The following is a 14,151-nucleotide window of genomic DNA, read 5'->3' as shown; positions in this document are numbered from 1 at the left end:
AAAGGCATCACAGAGCAATTCTGTGATGCCTTCTATTTTTTATTTATTATCGCTACGGTGCATAATATGATCGATTAAACCGTATTCTTTTGCACGTTCAGCAGTCATGAAGTTATCACGATCTGTGTCTCTTGCAATGACTTCAAGTGGTTGACCAGTGCGTTCAGATAAAATGCCATTTAATTTCTCACGTAAGAATAGAATACGTTTAGCAGCAATTTCAATTTCTGTCGCTTGACCTTGTGCACCACCTAGTGGTTGGTGAATCATGACTTCAGCATTTGGTAAGGCAAAACGTTTACCGGGTTCTCCAGCTGCAAGTAGGAAAGCACCCATTGATGCAGCCATACCAATACAAATTGTTTGTACCTGTGGTTTAATGATTTGCATTGTGTCATAGATAGCCATACCAGCCGTAATGGATCCGCCAGGTGAGTTAATATAAAGAGAGATATCTTTATCTGGATCTTCTGCTTGTAGGAAAAGAAGCTGAGCGACAATGGAGTTAGCAACATTGTCATCAATAGCACTTCCTAAAAGGATAATACGGTCTTTAAGTAGACGTGAATAAATGTCATATGCACGCTCACCACGACTAGTTTGTTCAATAACTGTAGGAATTAAATTCATGTTAAATCCTCCTTAAAAAGCTAAATTCGAATACCTTTGCTGAAAATTTTCCTTTGTATTTCAGCTGTATCCTTATCATACACATTATAGTCAGGGAAGGTCAAATATTAACCCTGCTAAAGTGAAATTAAAAAAAATAAATTGTTTTTGCATTCTATGGTTGAATTATATAGGATAGGCTTGTATAATGATTAAGGTTATAAGGTTTAAAGTACAGGACACTATTTTGCAGGTATGCTTCAAAAATGAGGGTTATCTACATCATGCTTTTCGTAAGCCTAGAGTGAGTACTTTTTTTTTGTGTCTTTTGCCCTCGTGGTGTAATGGATAACACGTAAGATTCCGGTTCTTGCACTGGGGGTTCGATTCCCTCCGAGGGCGCCATTTTACTGATCAATTGATATACTGTTATAGCTCATCTCCTAATAAGTAGTTTAGCAGCCTGCTTACTGGAGATCGAGAGGAAGAATAAAGGGAATACTGTCCTAGTTGGCATTATTCCCCTATTTATTCCTTTCAAACCTTCAAAAAAGCAACAACTCCAAATTATTTTTTAGTGAACATACTGTACGTGAGACTAGTAATAGTCGAAAAAAAAGAATCCTATCTGAGGGGATTCTTTTTTTTTGCCTAAATTTATCGAAATTTGGCATGGTTCTTATTGTATATATATTAGTTTTAGGTTAATTTTCTTGTTATTTATACATGTTTTTTCAAATTATATGAATTTATTATAAATTTATATGAAAAAATATTTAATTTTATGCGAAAAGTTGTTGTCTAAATACTATAATGTTAATATAATTGACCTAATAGTCTAACATTTCCGAATTGCGAAAAATAATACGTAATTCGGAAAATTATCGAACTAGGGGGAAATACAATGAAAAAAACAGGTTGGATGTTACTGATGATTATTGCAGCTTTAACATTAGCACTTGCAGGTTGTGGTACAAAAGATGATGCATCTTCAGGTAGCTCATCTTCAGAAGATGGTGGAGATGGCAAAAAAGTTTACAAAGTAGGTACTGAGGCAACTTTTGCACCATTTGAATCTGTTGACGATTCAGGGAAAATTGTAGGGATTGATGTCGATATTCTACAAGCTATCGCAGATGAGATGGACTTTGAGGTTGAGTGGAATAATATTGGATGGGAGCCAGTGTTCCAAACAATTAAGAACGGTGAAACAGATATCGGTGCTTCTGGAATCACAATTACGGAAGAGCGTAAAGAATCATTTGATTTTACAGAACCGTATTATGAGTCTCAGTTATTAATTGTTGTGAAAGAAGATTCAAAGATTAAATCTCTTGATGAATTAAAAGATAAAAAAGTATCTGTACAAATCAATGCAACTGGTCATATGGCAGCGAAAAAGCTACAAGGGGAAGCAAGTACAAATATTATGGCTTTTGAAAGTCAGCCAATCGCTATCCAAGAGATGCTAAATGGTAATGTTGATGCAGCTATCGGAGATAATGCAGTAGTTTATGAATATATCAAAGCTCACCCAGATCAAAAACTAAAAGTAATTGAAGATGATGCATTCGAAAAAGAATACTATGGCTTCATGGTTCAAAAAGGGAATAAAGAATTGCTAGATAAATTAAACGAAGGTCTTAAAAAGATTAAAGAAAACGGTAAATTAAAAGAAATTACAGGCATTGATTTTCAATAAAAATGAATGAAATGATGCTACTAACATAGTAACTTTGCTAACAGCTCATTTATTAATTGTAATTTAAAGGGGAATGGGGTTTTCGGATGGACATCTTTGACTTACGCTGGGACATTGTCTGGAACTACCGAGATATGTTTATACGAGGTATTGGCGTAACACTTATTTTGACACTTAGTGGTTATTTTGGCGGTATTCTATTAGGACTATTTTTAGGCCTTGGAAAATTATCGAGTAAAAAATGGATTTATTGGCCATCTAAACTATATATCGATTTATTCCGTGGAACACCGATGCTTGTACAAATCTTGTTAATTCACTTAGCAGTTATTCCAACAATTTTTGGTCATTCTTTAGGTTATATGGTATCAGGGATTACAGCGCTTATTTTAAACTGTGCTGCTTATAATGCGGAAATTTTCCGTGCAGGGATTCAAAGTATTGCAAAAGGGCAAATGGAGGCTGCTCGCTCTCTTGGATTAACGCATAACCAAGCGATGCGTAAGGTCATTTTACCTCAAGCATTTAGACGTATGATTCCGCCATTGGGCAATGAATTTATTGCATTATTAAAAGATTCTTCACTCGTAACTGTAATTGCAGCACCAGATATTTTATACGCTAGTAAGGTCGTAGCTGGTGCAAGCTTCCGCTTCTGGGAACCGTATATCGTTGCAGCATTATTATATTTAGTGTTGACATATGGTGTAACGAAGATTGTAGCATTTATCGAGAAACGATTTAGCAATAGCTATGTCCCTCGTAAAGCTAAGGTAGAAGGGCGGGAAGCTAGATGATAAAAATTGAAAACCTACACAAATACTTTGGCAAGCTTGAAGTATTAAAAGGAATCGATTATGAAATTCAAGAAAAACAAGTTGTCTGTGTTATTGGGCCGTCTGGTTCAGGAAAAAGTACATTTCTCCGTTGCATCAATATGTTAGAAGAAGTAACGGATGGTGCTATTTATATTGAAAATGTAAAAATTAATGATCCTAAAACGAATATCAATGAAATTCGCGCTGAAGTGGGTATGGTGTTTCAACAATTTAACTTATTCCCGCATATGACGGTTATCGATAATGTCACGATGGCACCTATGCAAATTCGTAAAATGAATCGTACAGACGCAGAAGCTTTAGGACATGAGCTATTAAAAAAGGTCGGGCTCGACAGCAAGGCCTATAATTATCCTGAGCAGCTATCAGGTGGTCAGCAACAACGTGTGGCGATTGCTCGTGCCTTAGCAATGAAGCCAAAAGCTATTTTATTTGACGAGCCAACTTCAGCACTTGACCCTGAAATGGTAAAAGAGGTGCTAGATGTTATGAAAAATCTAGCAGCTGAAGGGATGACAATGGTAGTTGTGACACATGAAATGGGCTTTGCTCGTGAAGTAGGTGATCGAGTAGTCTTCATGGATGGGGGCTATATTGTAGAAGAAGGGTCTCCAGAGGAACTATTCGGCAATCCCCAAAGCGACCGTACGAAAGCGTTTTTAGGAAAAGTATTATAAAGCTGAAAAAGCGAACGACATGCTCGTTCGCTTTTTTGTGCTTTTCTTATTTAATGAAGGGGATTAGATGTTGTGTCGAATGCATTCAGCATCGTTTGCATATCCTGTTGGGAATACTGAGGCACCTGATAATAGCCGTGTTTATTTTGATAAATGGATAATTCGTATCCCATTTCAATACAGTTAGGAATACTATCCGCAACAACGCGACGAACTACAGGGTTTGTTGTCTCCAACGCAGCAGTTGTCATACATTTCGCTGCTCCTTTTTGAGCTCCAAGTAAAAATCCAGAAATAGCTTCATCATTAATTTCATTAGCGTTTTGCATCGGCTTTTTTGGTTGACCAGGATTTAGGCCATATTTGAAATCATTTCCTGTTTCCATTTGGTAGCGTCCTGTTGGAACAGATGGATCGTGTCCTGTTTTAAAGGACTCTACGATCGTATTGTACATACCAAGAGTGAAATTATATTGGCGATCCAAAATGTTGAGTAATTCAGGATCTTTTACATGGGGACGCAAAATAATCGCTTGGTTCATACCTGCAATAATTTCGCCAATTGTTTCATGCATGTCCATCATTTCATGTCCACCATGATTTAGGCTATGTTGTTGATTTAAATTTGTTTGGTTTGATGATTCATTGTAAAACGATTGTGACAAAAAAAACGCCTCCTCAATAATTTTTTGTTGCAGTATTTAGTATGTCGTGTCAATTCAATTTCATACGGTATAAATGTAAAGGTAAAAATGTAGACTAAAGATAGAAGGAAAAGCAAGTCAAGGAGGATTAAAATTGAAAAAGTTACTTGGACCAATTGGAATAATTGTCATCATTCTTGTTGTAATCGCCTTATTATTTATACCTAAATACAATAGTCTGGTGACAGCCGAGGAAAATGTTGATTCTAAATGGGCACAAGTTGAAAATCAGCTCCAACGTCGCTATGATTTGATTCCCAATCTAGTGGAATCTGTGAAAGGCTATGCGAATCATGAGCAAGAGGTGATAGCGAATATTACGGAGGCACGTGCACAAATGGGAAGTGCAAGCTCACCAGAGGAGCAAGCTGTTGCCAATGATGCTTTAACTGGCGCTCTTAGTCGTTTACTAGTAGTTGTAGAAAATTACCCAAACTTAAAGGCAGATGCAAACTTCCGCCAGTTAATGGATGAGCTAGCAGGTACGGAAAATCGTCTGGCAGTAGCACGTGAGGATTACAATAATGAGGTGCAGCAATTCAATAAACATGTTAAACGTTTCCCGGGGAATTTGATGGCAGGGATGTTTGGCTTTGAACAAAAAGAATACTTTAAAGCCACAGCAGGAGCGGACAAAGCACCATCTATCGATTTTAGTCAATCGGGTACACAATAATGAAACGTTGCATTGTACAGATGATCATCGTTTGTTCGTTGCTTCTTTTTTTCTCGAATCTAGCAGAAGCAACGATGCCATCACCGATGAAAAATACGTATATACATGACTTTGCCAATGTAATTTCTGCGAATGTCAAAGAAGAGATAAATCAATATTCTGAGCAGTTGGATCAAGGCACGGGTGCTGAAATCATGGTAGTCACAGTTGATAGTCTTCATGGACAAGAGCCGAAAATGTATGCGACAAAATTGATTCGGTCATGGGGCATTGGTGACAAGGATAAAAATAACGGTGTCCTAATTTTAGCTACCTTAGGTCAAGGGGAAGGAAATAACGACGTTGTAATTGCCGTGGGTCAGGGACTAGAAGGAGCATTACCAGATGGTAAATTAGGACGCATTTTAGATAATGCATTTTATCCCTCAGCAAGTGCTGGTAATCTAGACCAAGCTTTTCAAGCAACCTATTCTGAAGTTTTCCGCGCTGTTGCCCAAGAGTATAATTGGAACGGTGATTTGCCAGAGCAAACAAAAGAAGAGGATGACATACCCACTTGGTTAATTATCCTAATCATTATCGTTGTTATTATTATCTATTCATTCTTTTCGAAAGGCGGCGGAGGTCCTCGCTCTGGAGGCTATGGCGGTTATCCAGGAAGTTTTTGTGGAGGACATTCGAGTAGAGGGGGCTTTGGCGGATTTGGTGGCGGATCTTCTGCTGGTGGGGGAGCAAGCAGGAAATTTTAATAGAGGTATGGCGAACTATTCTATATAGTTCGCTTTCATTTTGGCTTAATTAAAAACCTCTCAATTATTGACAATAATGCTAGAATTGTTATAATTTAAATATATCGACAAACGATATAGCGTAAACTGATATAGGGAGGAATCATTTTGAAAAAAAGATTTTTATCTGCATCGTTAGCAATTATTTTAACAACCTCTGTAGTTATTCCTGCAACAATGCAAGAAGTCCGTGCTGCAAATGAAACTAATAGCACAGTAACAGCACAAGAAGAACATGTGTCAGCGCAGGAATTTTTGAATTTAGCTGTAACAACTTTAACATTCCAGCACGGTTCAGATTCAATGCGTCAACAAATTATTGATAAATGGGTCAAGGCTGGAGAATTCACAGATTTAAGTTTGACAATTAAACGTGATGAAGCGGCTCGTATTTTAGTTAGAGCGTTAAATAAAGAAGAAAAAGAAGCTTCACTTGCTGACTATTTAGAGAAGGCCAATAAGATTGGTTTATTTAATGGCTTATCATTAAATACAGAAGCAATTTCAAAACAAGATGCAGTAAAAATATTAAACAATGCAAAACAAATAAAAAATGGTTCCAATCATGAAGGTGTAAAGGAAATTTCAGTTGAAGACTTTATGAAAAATCCTGGTAATTTTGGTTATGAACTTTCGCCAGATGGCAATTACATTACTTTTTCCTCTGCTTGGGAGAACAGAGCGAATGTTTTCGTGAAAAAGATGAATGATGATAGTGAGCCTGTTCGTGTTTCCAATTCAAAAGATCGAGACGTTGCAGGATTTTACTGGAAGGATAATAATTTACTCTACGTAAAGGATAAAGGTGGAGATGAAAACTTCCATATTTATTCTACAACATTTAATGGCTCTGAGGAAAAAGATCTAACGCCATATCCAAATGTCACAGTTGGGATATTAAGTGGCCTACAGGGTGTTAAAGATGAAATTCTTATCATGATGAATAAGGAAGATGCAACAGTTTTTGATGTCTACAAGTTGAATGTAAAGACTGGGGAAACAACTCACGTTGCAAAAAATCCGGGTAATATTACGAGCTGGCTAGCCGATCGCAATGGAAATGTGCGAATTGCCGTAGCCTCAGATGGTGTGGAAGGAACGATCCTTTATCGAGATTCTGAAAAGGATGAATTCAAGCCATTTATTGAAATGGAAGCTGGAGATGAAGTAATGCCACTAGCTTTCTCAAAAGACAATCAATACATTTACGCTACATCTAACAAAGGTAGAGACAAAGTAGAAGTTGTGAAATACGACTTAAAAGGTAATGAAGAAGTAATTATGTCTAATGATCAAGTAGATGTTTCTGGTGTCTTATATAGTGCCGAACACGATAAATTGCTATATGGTGCGTATATAACAGATAAACCACATTACCAATTCTTTGACGAGAACTTTGAAAAGCTTTTCCGTAAAATCCAAAGCAAGCTGAATGTGCATGAAAGTGAGCTTGGTATCAATGATTACAATAAAGAAATGACCAAATTTATTGTGAGTGTTTCAAGTGATACTGTCTATGGAAAATATTATTATTACGATTCTACGACAGATGAATTAACCGAGTTGGCCACTTTAAGCCCTTGGTTAAATCCGAATGAACTGGCAGAAATGCATCCAATTTCATATAAGAGCCGAGATGGCTTAACGATTAATGGCTATTTAACTTTACCGAAAAATAAAGAAGCAAAAGATCTCCCTCTTATTGTCAATCCTCATGGTGGGCCTTGGGCACGTGATATGTGGGGCTTCAACCCAGAAGTACAATTATTAGCTAATCGTGGCTATGCAGTGCTACAGGTGAATTTCCGTTCATCAACTGGATATGGTAAAGAATTCCTTCAGGCTGGTAATAAGCAATGGGGTCTGAAGATTCAAGATGACATCACTGATGGTGTCCAATGGGCAATTGACCAAGGCATTGCAGACCCTGATCGCATCGGTATTTATGGGGCATCATTTGGTGGTTATGCAACATTAGCGGGTATTACGTATACACCTGATTTATATGCTGCTGCAGTTGATTATGTAGGGGTATCTAACATATTTACATTATTAAATACCATCCCTCCTTACTGGGAAACTATGCGTAACATGTTTTATGAGCGCGTAGGTCATCCAGAGAAAGACAAAGAATTGTTAACTGCTGTTTCACCAGTTTTCCATGCAGATAAAATCAAAACACCATTATTTGTCGCACAAGGAGCAAATGACCCACGTGTAAACAAAGCAGAATCCGATCAAATTGTGGAAGCCTTACGCGCTAGAGGTGTGGATGTAGAGTACATGCTAAAAGATAATGAAGGACATGGCTTTGCAAATGAAGAAAATAGAATTGAATTCTATAATGCCATGGTAAAATTCTTCGATAGTCATTTAAAATAATTTAAAACGAAAGGCATTGATGTGTAGCTTGCTCACAATCAATGCCTTTTTTTATTACAATAGGTGAATGGGATTTGGATAGCGCATTTTACGTTCAAATGATGAAATGCACAGTGCTAGTTCCTCAATACCAGTATAAATTAATGGTTCATCTACCTGAGAAATACTTAAACGAATAAGATTATCTTTTTTAAATTCTGGTAGATACATTCTAGCAGCGTCATCCATCAATATATTTTTTTCCTTTAATAAATGAACCACCTGCCTAGCACTTACATTATCAGGAAGAACAACGGAAAGATAAAAGCCTGATACTGGTTTCGTATAGTTAGTAGAGGTGGGAAGTAATGATTCGCAAGCCTCCTGTAAAACGCTCATTTTTCTTACATAAAGCTCTTTAATCTTTTTAATATGACTATTAAACATACCGCTTTTTAAATAAATGTCTAAGGCACCCTGCGAGAGCACAGAGCTATTGAAATCAGCACTAAATTTATAACGTAGAAAATGATTTGTCATTATAGTGGGAAGGACGACTGTCGCTACTCTTAAACCCGGAAGAAATACCTTTGAAAAGCTTTTAATATAAATAACCCTGCCAGTGGGATTAAAAGAAAAAAACGGATCCGCTTTTTTATTAGGATCTAAATCTCCTAAAAAATCATCCTCCACAATATAAACATCATATTTTTCTGCTAATTCCACAATCTTTCTTTTTTCGTCATTTGTATAGCTATGACCAAGAGGATTATGGAATCTCGGCACAGTATAAAAAAACTTAATGTCATTATTGCGAAAAATATAGTCAAGACGATCTAAATCAATGCCCTCCATTGTTAAATCAATCCCAAAAGTTGTAGCTTGTTGCAGATGGACAGATTCTATAAAACCAAAATAGGTAGGCTGTTCTATTAATATATTATTTTTACCATTCGGAAAAGGCATTGCCGCTAGTAAATGTAATGCTTGCTGTGAGCCCGAGACAACAAATAATCGATCAGGTTCAGTAAAGACCTGTAAGTCCTGTAGATACTTAGCCAATTGTACACGCAGCGAGTAAAGCCCTTGCTGATCACTATAACTAAATAATTCTTCTTTATATGTGTCAATAGCTTGATTGATGCAATGCTGAAATTCAATATAGGGCATAATGCTTTTGTCTGGGCCAGCTGATAAAAAATCAATAACTTGTTGGTTTGTAGTTGGTTGCTCTATGTTATTCACAACATAATAGCCACTTTTGGGTTTGGAAAAAATAAGATGCTCCTTTTCTAATTCATTATACGCTCTTATCACTGTATTTTTACTGCAGGAAAATTGCTCAGACAGTTGTCGAACGGAAGGTAGTTTACTGCCTGCAAGGAGCACACCATTAGCAAGCTGCTCTTTAATGTCCTCTACAACTTCTAAATATTTTGCAATCATCATCCTTCCTCCTTTATCTGTACCAGGACAGTTGGTAGAAAATTCTGTTTATTTTTGAGATAGCGCCACTTACTATGGATTATACCAGGGACAGATGGAGAGGAAAATGAAAGGATGAGAACATGCAGGATAAAAGAAAAGAAAAAATAGGTTTGCTGTTAGGATTTGTGGGCGTAATTTGCTTTAGTCTAACGTTACCCGCAACAAGTACAGCTGTACCATATTTTGGAGCGACGATTGTAGGATTGGGGAGAGCTGTCATTGCGGCGTTCATCGTAGCCATTGTTTTACTTGTAAGAAAAGAAAGACTACCGACTGCTAGACAATTTAAAAGCTTGATAATAGTATCCTTTGGCGCTGTATTAGGGTTTCCTTTACTTACATCTTGGGCAATGATAAGGTTACCAGTTTCTCACGGAGCGGTAGAATTAGCACTTTTACCTTTAGCGACTGCGGGCTTTGCTTTATTCAGAGCAGGTGAACGTCCCTCATTTAAGTTTTGGTTATCGAGTGTTATTGGGGCTATAGCCGTTATTATTTATGCTAGCTTTTTAGGCTTAGGCCAATTACATATGGCAGATCTAGCATTATTAGCAGCAGTTGTAATATTAGGTCTTAGCTATGCAGAAGGAGGACAGTTAGCGAAGGAATTAGGGAGCTGGCAGGTGATTGCTTGGGCTATTTTGATGGCGGCTCCCTTTTTTATTGTCCCTGTCATTTCCCAATTTTCCTTGGAAATGCTACATGCCCCTCTTACAGCGTGGGTTAGCCTGTTATATTTAGCTGTTGTCAGTCAGTTTTTAGCATATGTTGCTTGGTATGGGGGAATGGCTTTAGGAGGTATTGCAAGAGTTAGTCAGATCCAATATTTACAGCCATTTTTAATGATTCTTTTTGCTACGCTATTTTTAAATGAATCCATCTCTTGGTTTACGATCGTCGTGGCAATGATTGTCGTGATTTCCGTCATTGTTGGCAAAAATACAACCATTACAAAGAAGGATGCTAAGACAGCTCAAATAAACATCATCAAAGAATAGTAGCCATTTCTACATTGCCACATCGTTTATAATAAAGGAGGAGGTGCTATCTATGAAGATTCAATTTTTTAGTCGGGCGAATTGTCCTTTATGTGTAGAAGGATTACAGACATTAAAGCTTGTTCAGGAAGATGTTCTATTTGATATTGAAATAATTGATATAGAGCAGGATGATCGTATACATGAAAAATATATGCTAATGATTCCGGTAGTTGAAAAAGAGGGTGTCGTCATTCAGTATGGTCATTTAGATTATGCCACGTTAATGGAGCGATTAGGCAGTTAATCTACTGAAAGTATAAAGAATTATTAACGGTATAAATGACTTTATTATTAGCTGTCATTCTCACAATTCACAAATTGTTCAATGAAAGCGGTTTGAATTTGAACAGTTTGTGAAGACCTTCACATTAGACTTTCTTTTCCTAAAAATCGGAGTAGAATAGGTATCAAGTAAGAAGTTGTTATAAAACAGTTTAGCAAATGTATCACAAATTTTAGTGGTTGTTATATTACAAAAATGAATGATGTGAAGGGAGATTTTACAATGTGGGTTATTACAGTATTTGAGAAAAAGGACGTTCGTATTTTTGAATTTACAAATAAAACTGAAGCAACAAAAGCTTTAGAAGGTTTTAAAAAGAATGCGATTTTATCTTTCACTAAATAAGTTCAACAAAGTCTTGTAGCTGTTTTTAGAGCTATGAGGCTTTTTTTTATCCAGAACAATACAACTACTTGCACTTTAAAACAATGCATATTATAATAAAAGCATAAGTGGGACACAAAATAATTAAGTGGGTTAAAAACAAACCCACCACTATTAATTAGGGGAGTAGATAGATATGTTAACTGTTCCAGAGGCACAGCAAAGGCTACTTCCTGAAATGTATCCGCTTCTGCAAGCAAGATATCGAATATTGCAAGCCGTTCAACTTATGCAACCAATCGGGCGACGTACACTAGCTGATTCACTGAAAATGACAGAAAGAGAAATACGCAAAGAAACTGATATTTTACGTGAACAAGGGTTATTAGATGCGCAAAAGTCGGGTATGGTATGTACAGATGATGGTGATATAGTCATTGAAAAATTAAGAGCTATCGTTTATGAATGGTCTGGTTTAACCCAGCTTGCAAAAGTGCTTGAAAGCCACTTTGGCATTCAACGTGTAGTCGTAGTTCCTGGTGATTACAATGAGGATCATACAATCCTAAGCATGCTAGGCAAAGAAGCAGCATTGCAATTTATGTCGGCTGCTTTTGATGAGCAAGTTGTAGCTGTCACTGGTGGAAAATCTGTTGCCTCACTTGCACAGTTTTTACATCCTTTAGACGGACAAAAGGATATCACTTTTGTAGCTGCACGTGGGGGGATTGGACATGAAATGCAAATGCAGGCCAATACACTTGTTGCAACATTTGCCATGCAAATGGAAACACAATACCGTACTTTATTTTTACCAGAGCATTTAAGTGAGCAAGCTTATCAAGCGATGCTAACAGAGCCGATGGTAACAGAAATGATGGCCTTCTATGATCAAGCAGATTGCGTCATTCATGGGATTGGCTCTGCAGAGGAAATGGCGATTCGTCGCAACTCATCTCCTGAGGATTTGCGAATTCTTGAGGAAAAAGGCGCTGTGAGTGAGGCTTTCGGTTATTATTTCAATGCCGATGGAGAAATAGTACATCGTATACGGACAATTGGTATCCAGCTTGAGCAGGTACAAAACAGTGAGCAGGTCATTGCTGTTGCAGCAGGAAAACAGAAGGTCAATGCAATGCTTTCTTATTTCAAAGTAGCACCTAAGCAAACCATATTTGTAACAGATGAAGCAGCGGCCAAAGCAATTGCTGCTAAAATATCTTCTATAGAAAATAAGCATCTTGAATGATGGCAAAGTTGTAAACATGTCACTCGATCTCAGAAAGTGCTAAAGCATTTTTTGAATGAGCATAAAGTAAATTTTGATGTCTCTATTCATAGAGACAGACATCACACATTATTGGAGGAATTAACAATGGCATTAAAATTAGCGATTAATGGATTTGGACGTATTGGACGTTTAGTATTTCGTGAGGCAATGAAGCATGATGAATTTGAAGTAGTAGCCGTAAACGACTTAACAGATGCTGGTCAGCTTGCGCACTTATTGAAATATGATTCAGTACACGGTATCTATGATGCTGAAGTCAATGCAGATGAAGATTCTTTCGTAGTAAATGGTCAACGTGTAAAAGTATATGCTGAAAAAGATCCTGCCCAATTACCATGGGGCGAATTAGGCGTAGATGTAGTGCTTGAATGTACTGGTCGATTCCGTTCAATGGAAGAAGTAGGCAAGCATATTGAAGCAGGGGCGAAAAAAGCGATTCTATCGGCACCAGCAAAAGGCGCAATGCCTACATTTGTTATGGGTGTAAACCATGAGGATTATAACCCAGCAACTGATGATGTGATCTCCAATGCTTCTTGTACAACTAACTGTCTAGCACCAGTAGCTAAAGTGCTTGATGAGAAATTTGGCATTGAACGTGGTATGATGACAACAATTCACTCTTATACAAATGACCAACGAATTCTAGACTTCCCACACTCTGACCCTCGTCGTGCACGTGCTGGAGCGGTGTCTATGATTCCAACAACAACAGGTGCAGCAGTAGCTGTATCAAAAGTATTACCACAATTAAAAGGTAAGCTAGATGGTTTCTCTATGCGTGTGCCAACACCTAACGTATCATGTGTTGACTTAGTTGTAGAGCTAAAAGCAGATGTATCGAAAGAAACAATTAATGCAGCATTAAAAGAAGCTTCTGAAAATGAATTAAAAGGCATTTTAGATTACAATGAGCTACCATTGGTATCAATTGATTATAACGGTAACCATTATTCTTCTACGGTAGATGGCCTTTCAACAATGGTGTTAGAAAACAAAATGGTGAAAGTTTTAGCTTGGTATGATAACGAAATTGGTTACTCTACTCGCTTAATGGACCTAGCTTTATACATTGCTGAACAAGGCTTAAACCATAAATAAGTATCATATTTCGACATTTTGAGTAAAAAGTGTGACATATTACTGCTTTTTATGTACAAAAAGTATAGCCTTTATAATATCGAATAGATATAATATACAAGGGTATTGGGAGTAAGGGATAACCCTTACTCCTTTTTTTCTAGATTCAGCAGAAAACCCCACCTCTATAGGTAATGAGATGATTACACAAATGACTCTCTTGATTCATTGGTGTTCAATCACCGACTGAATCAAGATAAAAGCCTCAGCGAATGTCACAGATTTTGAA

14 protein-coding genes and 1 tRNA gene are annotated in these 14,151 nt (G+C 37.2%); 12 read left to right on the top strand and 3 right to left on the bottom strand.

All coding sequences use genetic code 11. The features are described from left to right. Positions 1-39: 39 nt before the first annotated feature. The gene (gene clpP / locus B3D98_RS01215; RefSeq protein ID WP_004228025.1) at positions 40-630 is read right to left on the bottom strand and encodes an ATP-dependent Clp endopeptidase proteolytic subunit ClpP; all 591 of its coding nucleotides are present in this window, start codon (positions 628-630) and stop codon (positions 40-42) included. Positions 631-939: 309 nt separating this feature from the next. Between clpP and B3D98_RS01210 the strand changes: the two genes are divergently transcribed. From B3D98_RS01210 to B3D98_RS01195, 4 genes are all read left to right on the top strand, one after another. Continuing rightward, positions 940-1,014, top strand: a tRNA-Arg gene (locus tag B3D98_RS01210). A 499-nt stretch (positions 1,015-1,513) separates the two neighbouring features. After that, entirely contained in the window at positions 1,514-2,311 is a 798-nt protein-coding gene (locus B3D98_RS01205; RefSeq protein ID WP_004228033.1) for a basic amino acid ABC transporter substrate-binding protein, read from the top strand. 86 nt (positions 2,312-2,397) lie between these two features. After that, positions 2,398-3,108 carry an amino acid ABC transporter permease gene (locus B3D98_RS01200; protein ID WP_004228035.1) on the top strand — a complete coding sequence of 237 codons (711 nt, stop codon included), beginning with the start codon at positions 2,398-2,400 and terminating at the stop codon, positions 3,106-3,108. Continuing rightward, the gene (locus B3D98_RS01195) at positions 3,105-3,827 is read left to right on the top strand and encodes an amino acid ABC transporter ATP-binding protein (protein WP_048390865.1); all 723 of its coding nucleotides are present in this window, start codon (positions 3,105-3,107) and stop codon (positions 3,825-3,827) included. Before B3D98_RS01200 ends, B3D98_RS01195 begins: the two co-directional genes overlap by 4 nt. A gap of 50 nt (positions 3,828-3,877) precedes the next feature. Here B3D98_RS01195 and B3D98_RS01190 read toward each other — a convergent pair whose 3' ends face one another. Beyond that, on the bottom strand, positions 3,878-4,492 hold the full coding sequence (locus B3D98_RS01190) for a spore coat protein (protein WP_004228038.1): 615 nt from the start codon (positions 4,490-4,492) through the stop codon (positions 3,878-3,880). A 133-nt stretch (positions 4,493-4,625) separates the two neighbouring features. Between B3D98_RS01190 and B3D98_RS01185 the strand changes: the two genes are divergently transcribed. The 3 genes from B3D98_RS01185 to B3D98_RS01175 all read left to right on the top strand — a co-directional run bounded on the left by B3D98_RS01185 (position 4,626) and on the right by B3D98_RS01175 (position 8,377). Beyond that, positions 4,626-5,207, top strand: a complete 582-nt coding sequence (locus B3D98_RS01185; RefSeq protein WP_259949813.1) for a LemA family protein — start codon at positions 4,626-4,628, stop codon at positions 5,205-5,207. After that, positions 5,207-5,956 carry a TPM domain-containing protein gene (locus B3D98_RS01180; protein ID WP_288579820.1) on the top strand — a complete coding sequence of 250 codons (750 nt, stop codon included), beginning with the start codon at positions 5,207-5,209 and terminating at the stop codon, positions 5,954-5,956. The genes B3D98_RS01185 and B3D98_RS01180 overlap by 1 nt, the downstream gene beginning before the upstream one ends. Positions 5,957-6,103: 147 nt before the next feature. Then, positions 6,104-8,377, top strand: a complete 2,274-nt coding sequence (locus B3D98_RS01175) for a S9 family peptidase (RefSeq protein WP_279496066.1) — start codon at positions 6,104-6,106, stop codon at positions 8,375-8,377. Between the two features lie 54 nt (positions 8,378-8,431). Here B3D98_RS01175 and B3D98_RS01170 read toward each other — a convergent pair whose 3' ends face one another. Continuing rightward, positions 8,432-9,802, bottom strand: coding sequence for a PLP-dependent aminotransferase family protein (locus B3D98_RS01170; protein ID WP_115673015.1), 1,371 nt, complete (start codon positions 9,800-9,802; stop codon positions 8,432-8,434). A 122-nt stretch (positions 9,803-9,924) separates the two neighbouring features. Here B3D98_RS01170 and B3D98_RS01165 point away from each other — a divergent pair, with 122 nt between their 5' ends. The 5 genes from B3D98_RS01165 to gap all read left to right on the top strand — a co-directional run bounded on the left by B3D98_RS01165 (position 9,925) and on the right by gap (position 13,883). Beyond that, positions 9,925-10,842, top strand: coding sequence for a DMT family transporter (locus B3D98_RS01165; RefSeq protein ID WP_054549561.1), 918 nt, complete (start codon positions 9,925-9,927; stop codon positions 10,840-10,842). 52 nt (positions 10,843-10,894) lie between these two features. Further along, positions 10,895-11,128: a glutaredoxin family protein gene (locus B3D98_RS01160; RefSeq protein ID WP_048390876.1), complete on the top strand. Its 234-nt coding sequence runs from the start codon at positions 10,895-10,897 to the stop codon at positions 11,126-11,128. 261 nt (positions 11,129-11,389) lie between these two features. Beyond that, positions 11,390-11,512 (top strand): hypothetical protein, encoded by a 123-nt coding sequence (locus B3D98_RS01155; RefSeq protein WP_004228055.1) that lies wholly within the window; start codon positions 11,390-11,392, stop codon positions 11,510-11,512. 175 nt (positions 11,513-11,687) lie between these two features. Further along, positions 11,688-12,740, top strand: a complete 1,053-nt coding sequence (locus tag B3D98_RS01150; protein WP_048390878.1) for a sugar-binding transcriptional regulator — start codon at positions 11,688-11,690, stop codon at positions 12,738-12,740. Between the two features lie 126 nt (positions 12,741-12,866). After that, positions 12,867-13,883, top strand: coding sequence for a type I glyceraldehyde-3-phosphate dehydrogenase (gene gap / locus B3D98_RS01145; RefSeq protein WP_004228061.1), 1,017 nt, complete (start codon positions 12,867-12,869; stop codon positions 13,881-13,883). Positions 13,884-14,151 lie beyond the last annotated feature (268 nt).

This window comes from Lysinibacillus sp. UBA5994, from assembly GCF_002429725.1.
GTDB classification, from domain to species: Bacteria; Bacillota; Bacilli; order Bacillales_A; family Planococcaceae; genus Lysinibacillus; species Lysinibacillus capsici.
Note: the sequence above shows the minus strand (reverse complement) of the source record. Positions and strands in the feature narration are given on the sequence as shown.

Excerpts from the sequence above, each read along its gene's own strand:
- B3D98_RS01165 (WP_054549561.1), top strand. The coding sequence starts at position 9,925 with ATGCAGGATAAAAGAAAAGAAAAAATAGGTTTGCTGTTAGGATTTGTG.
- B3D98_RS01180 (WP_288579820.1), top strand. The coding sequence starts at position 5,207 with ATGAAACGTTGCATTGTACAGATGATCATCGTTTGTTCGTTGCTTCTT.
- B3D98_RS01160 (WP_048390876.1), top strand. The coding sequence starts at position 10,895 with ATGAAGATTCAATTTTTTAGTCGGGCGAATTGTCCTTTATGTGTAGAA.
- clpP (WP_004228025.1), bottom strand. The coding sequence starts at position 630 with ATGAATTTAATTCCTACAGTTATTGAACAAACTAGTCGTGGTGAGCGT.
- B3D98_RS01150 (WP_048390878.1), top strand. The coding sequence starts at position 11,688 with ATGTTAACTGTTCCAGAGGCACAGCAAAGGCTACTTCCTGAAATGTAT.
- B3D98_RS01205 (WP_004228033.1), top strand. The coding sequence starts at position 1,514 with ATGAAAAAAACAGGTTGGATGTTACTGATGATTATTGCAGCTTTAACA.
- B3D98_RS01195 (WP_048390865.1), top strand. The coding sequence starts at position 3,105 with ATGATAAAAATTGAAAACCTACACAAATACTTTGGCAAGCTTGAAGTA.
- B3D98_RS01200 (WP_004228035.1), top strand. The coding sequence starts at position 2,398 with ATGGACATCTTTGACTTACGCTGGGACATTGTCTGGAACTACCGAGAT.
- gap (WP_004228061.1), top strand. The coding sequence starts at position 12,867 with ATGGCATTAAAATTAGCGATTAATGGATTTGGACGTATTGGACGTTTA.
- B3D98_RS01155 (WP_004228055.1), top strand. The coding sequence starts at position 11,390 with ATGTGGGTTATTACAGTATTTGAGAAAAAGGACGTTCGTATTTTTGAA.
- B3D98_RS01170 (WP_115673015.1), bottom strand. The coding sequence starts at position 9,802 with ATGATTGCAAAATATTTAGAAGTTGTAGAGGACATTAAAGAGCAGCTT.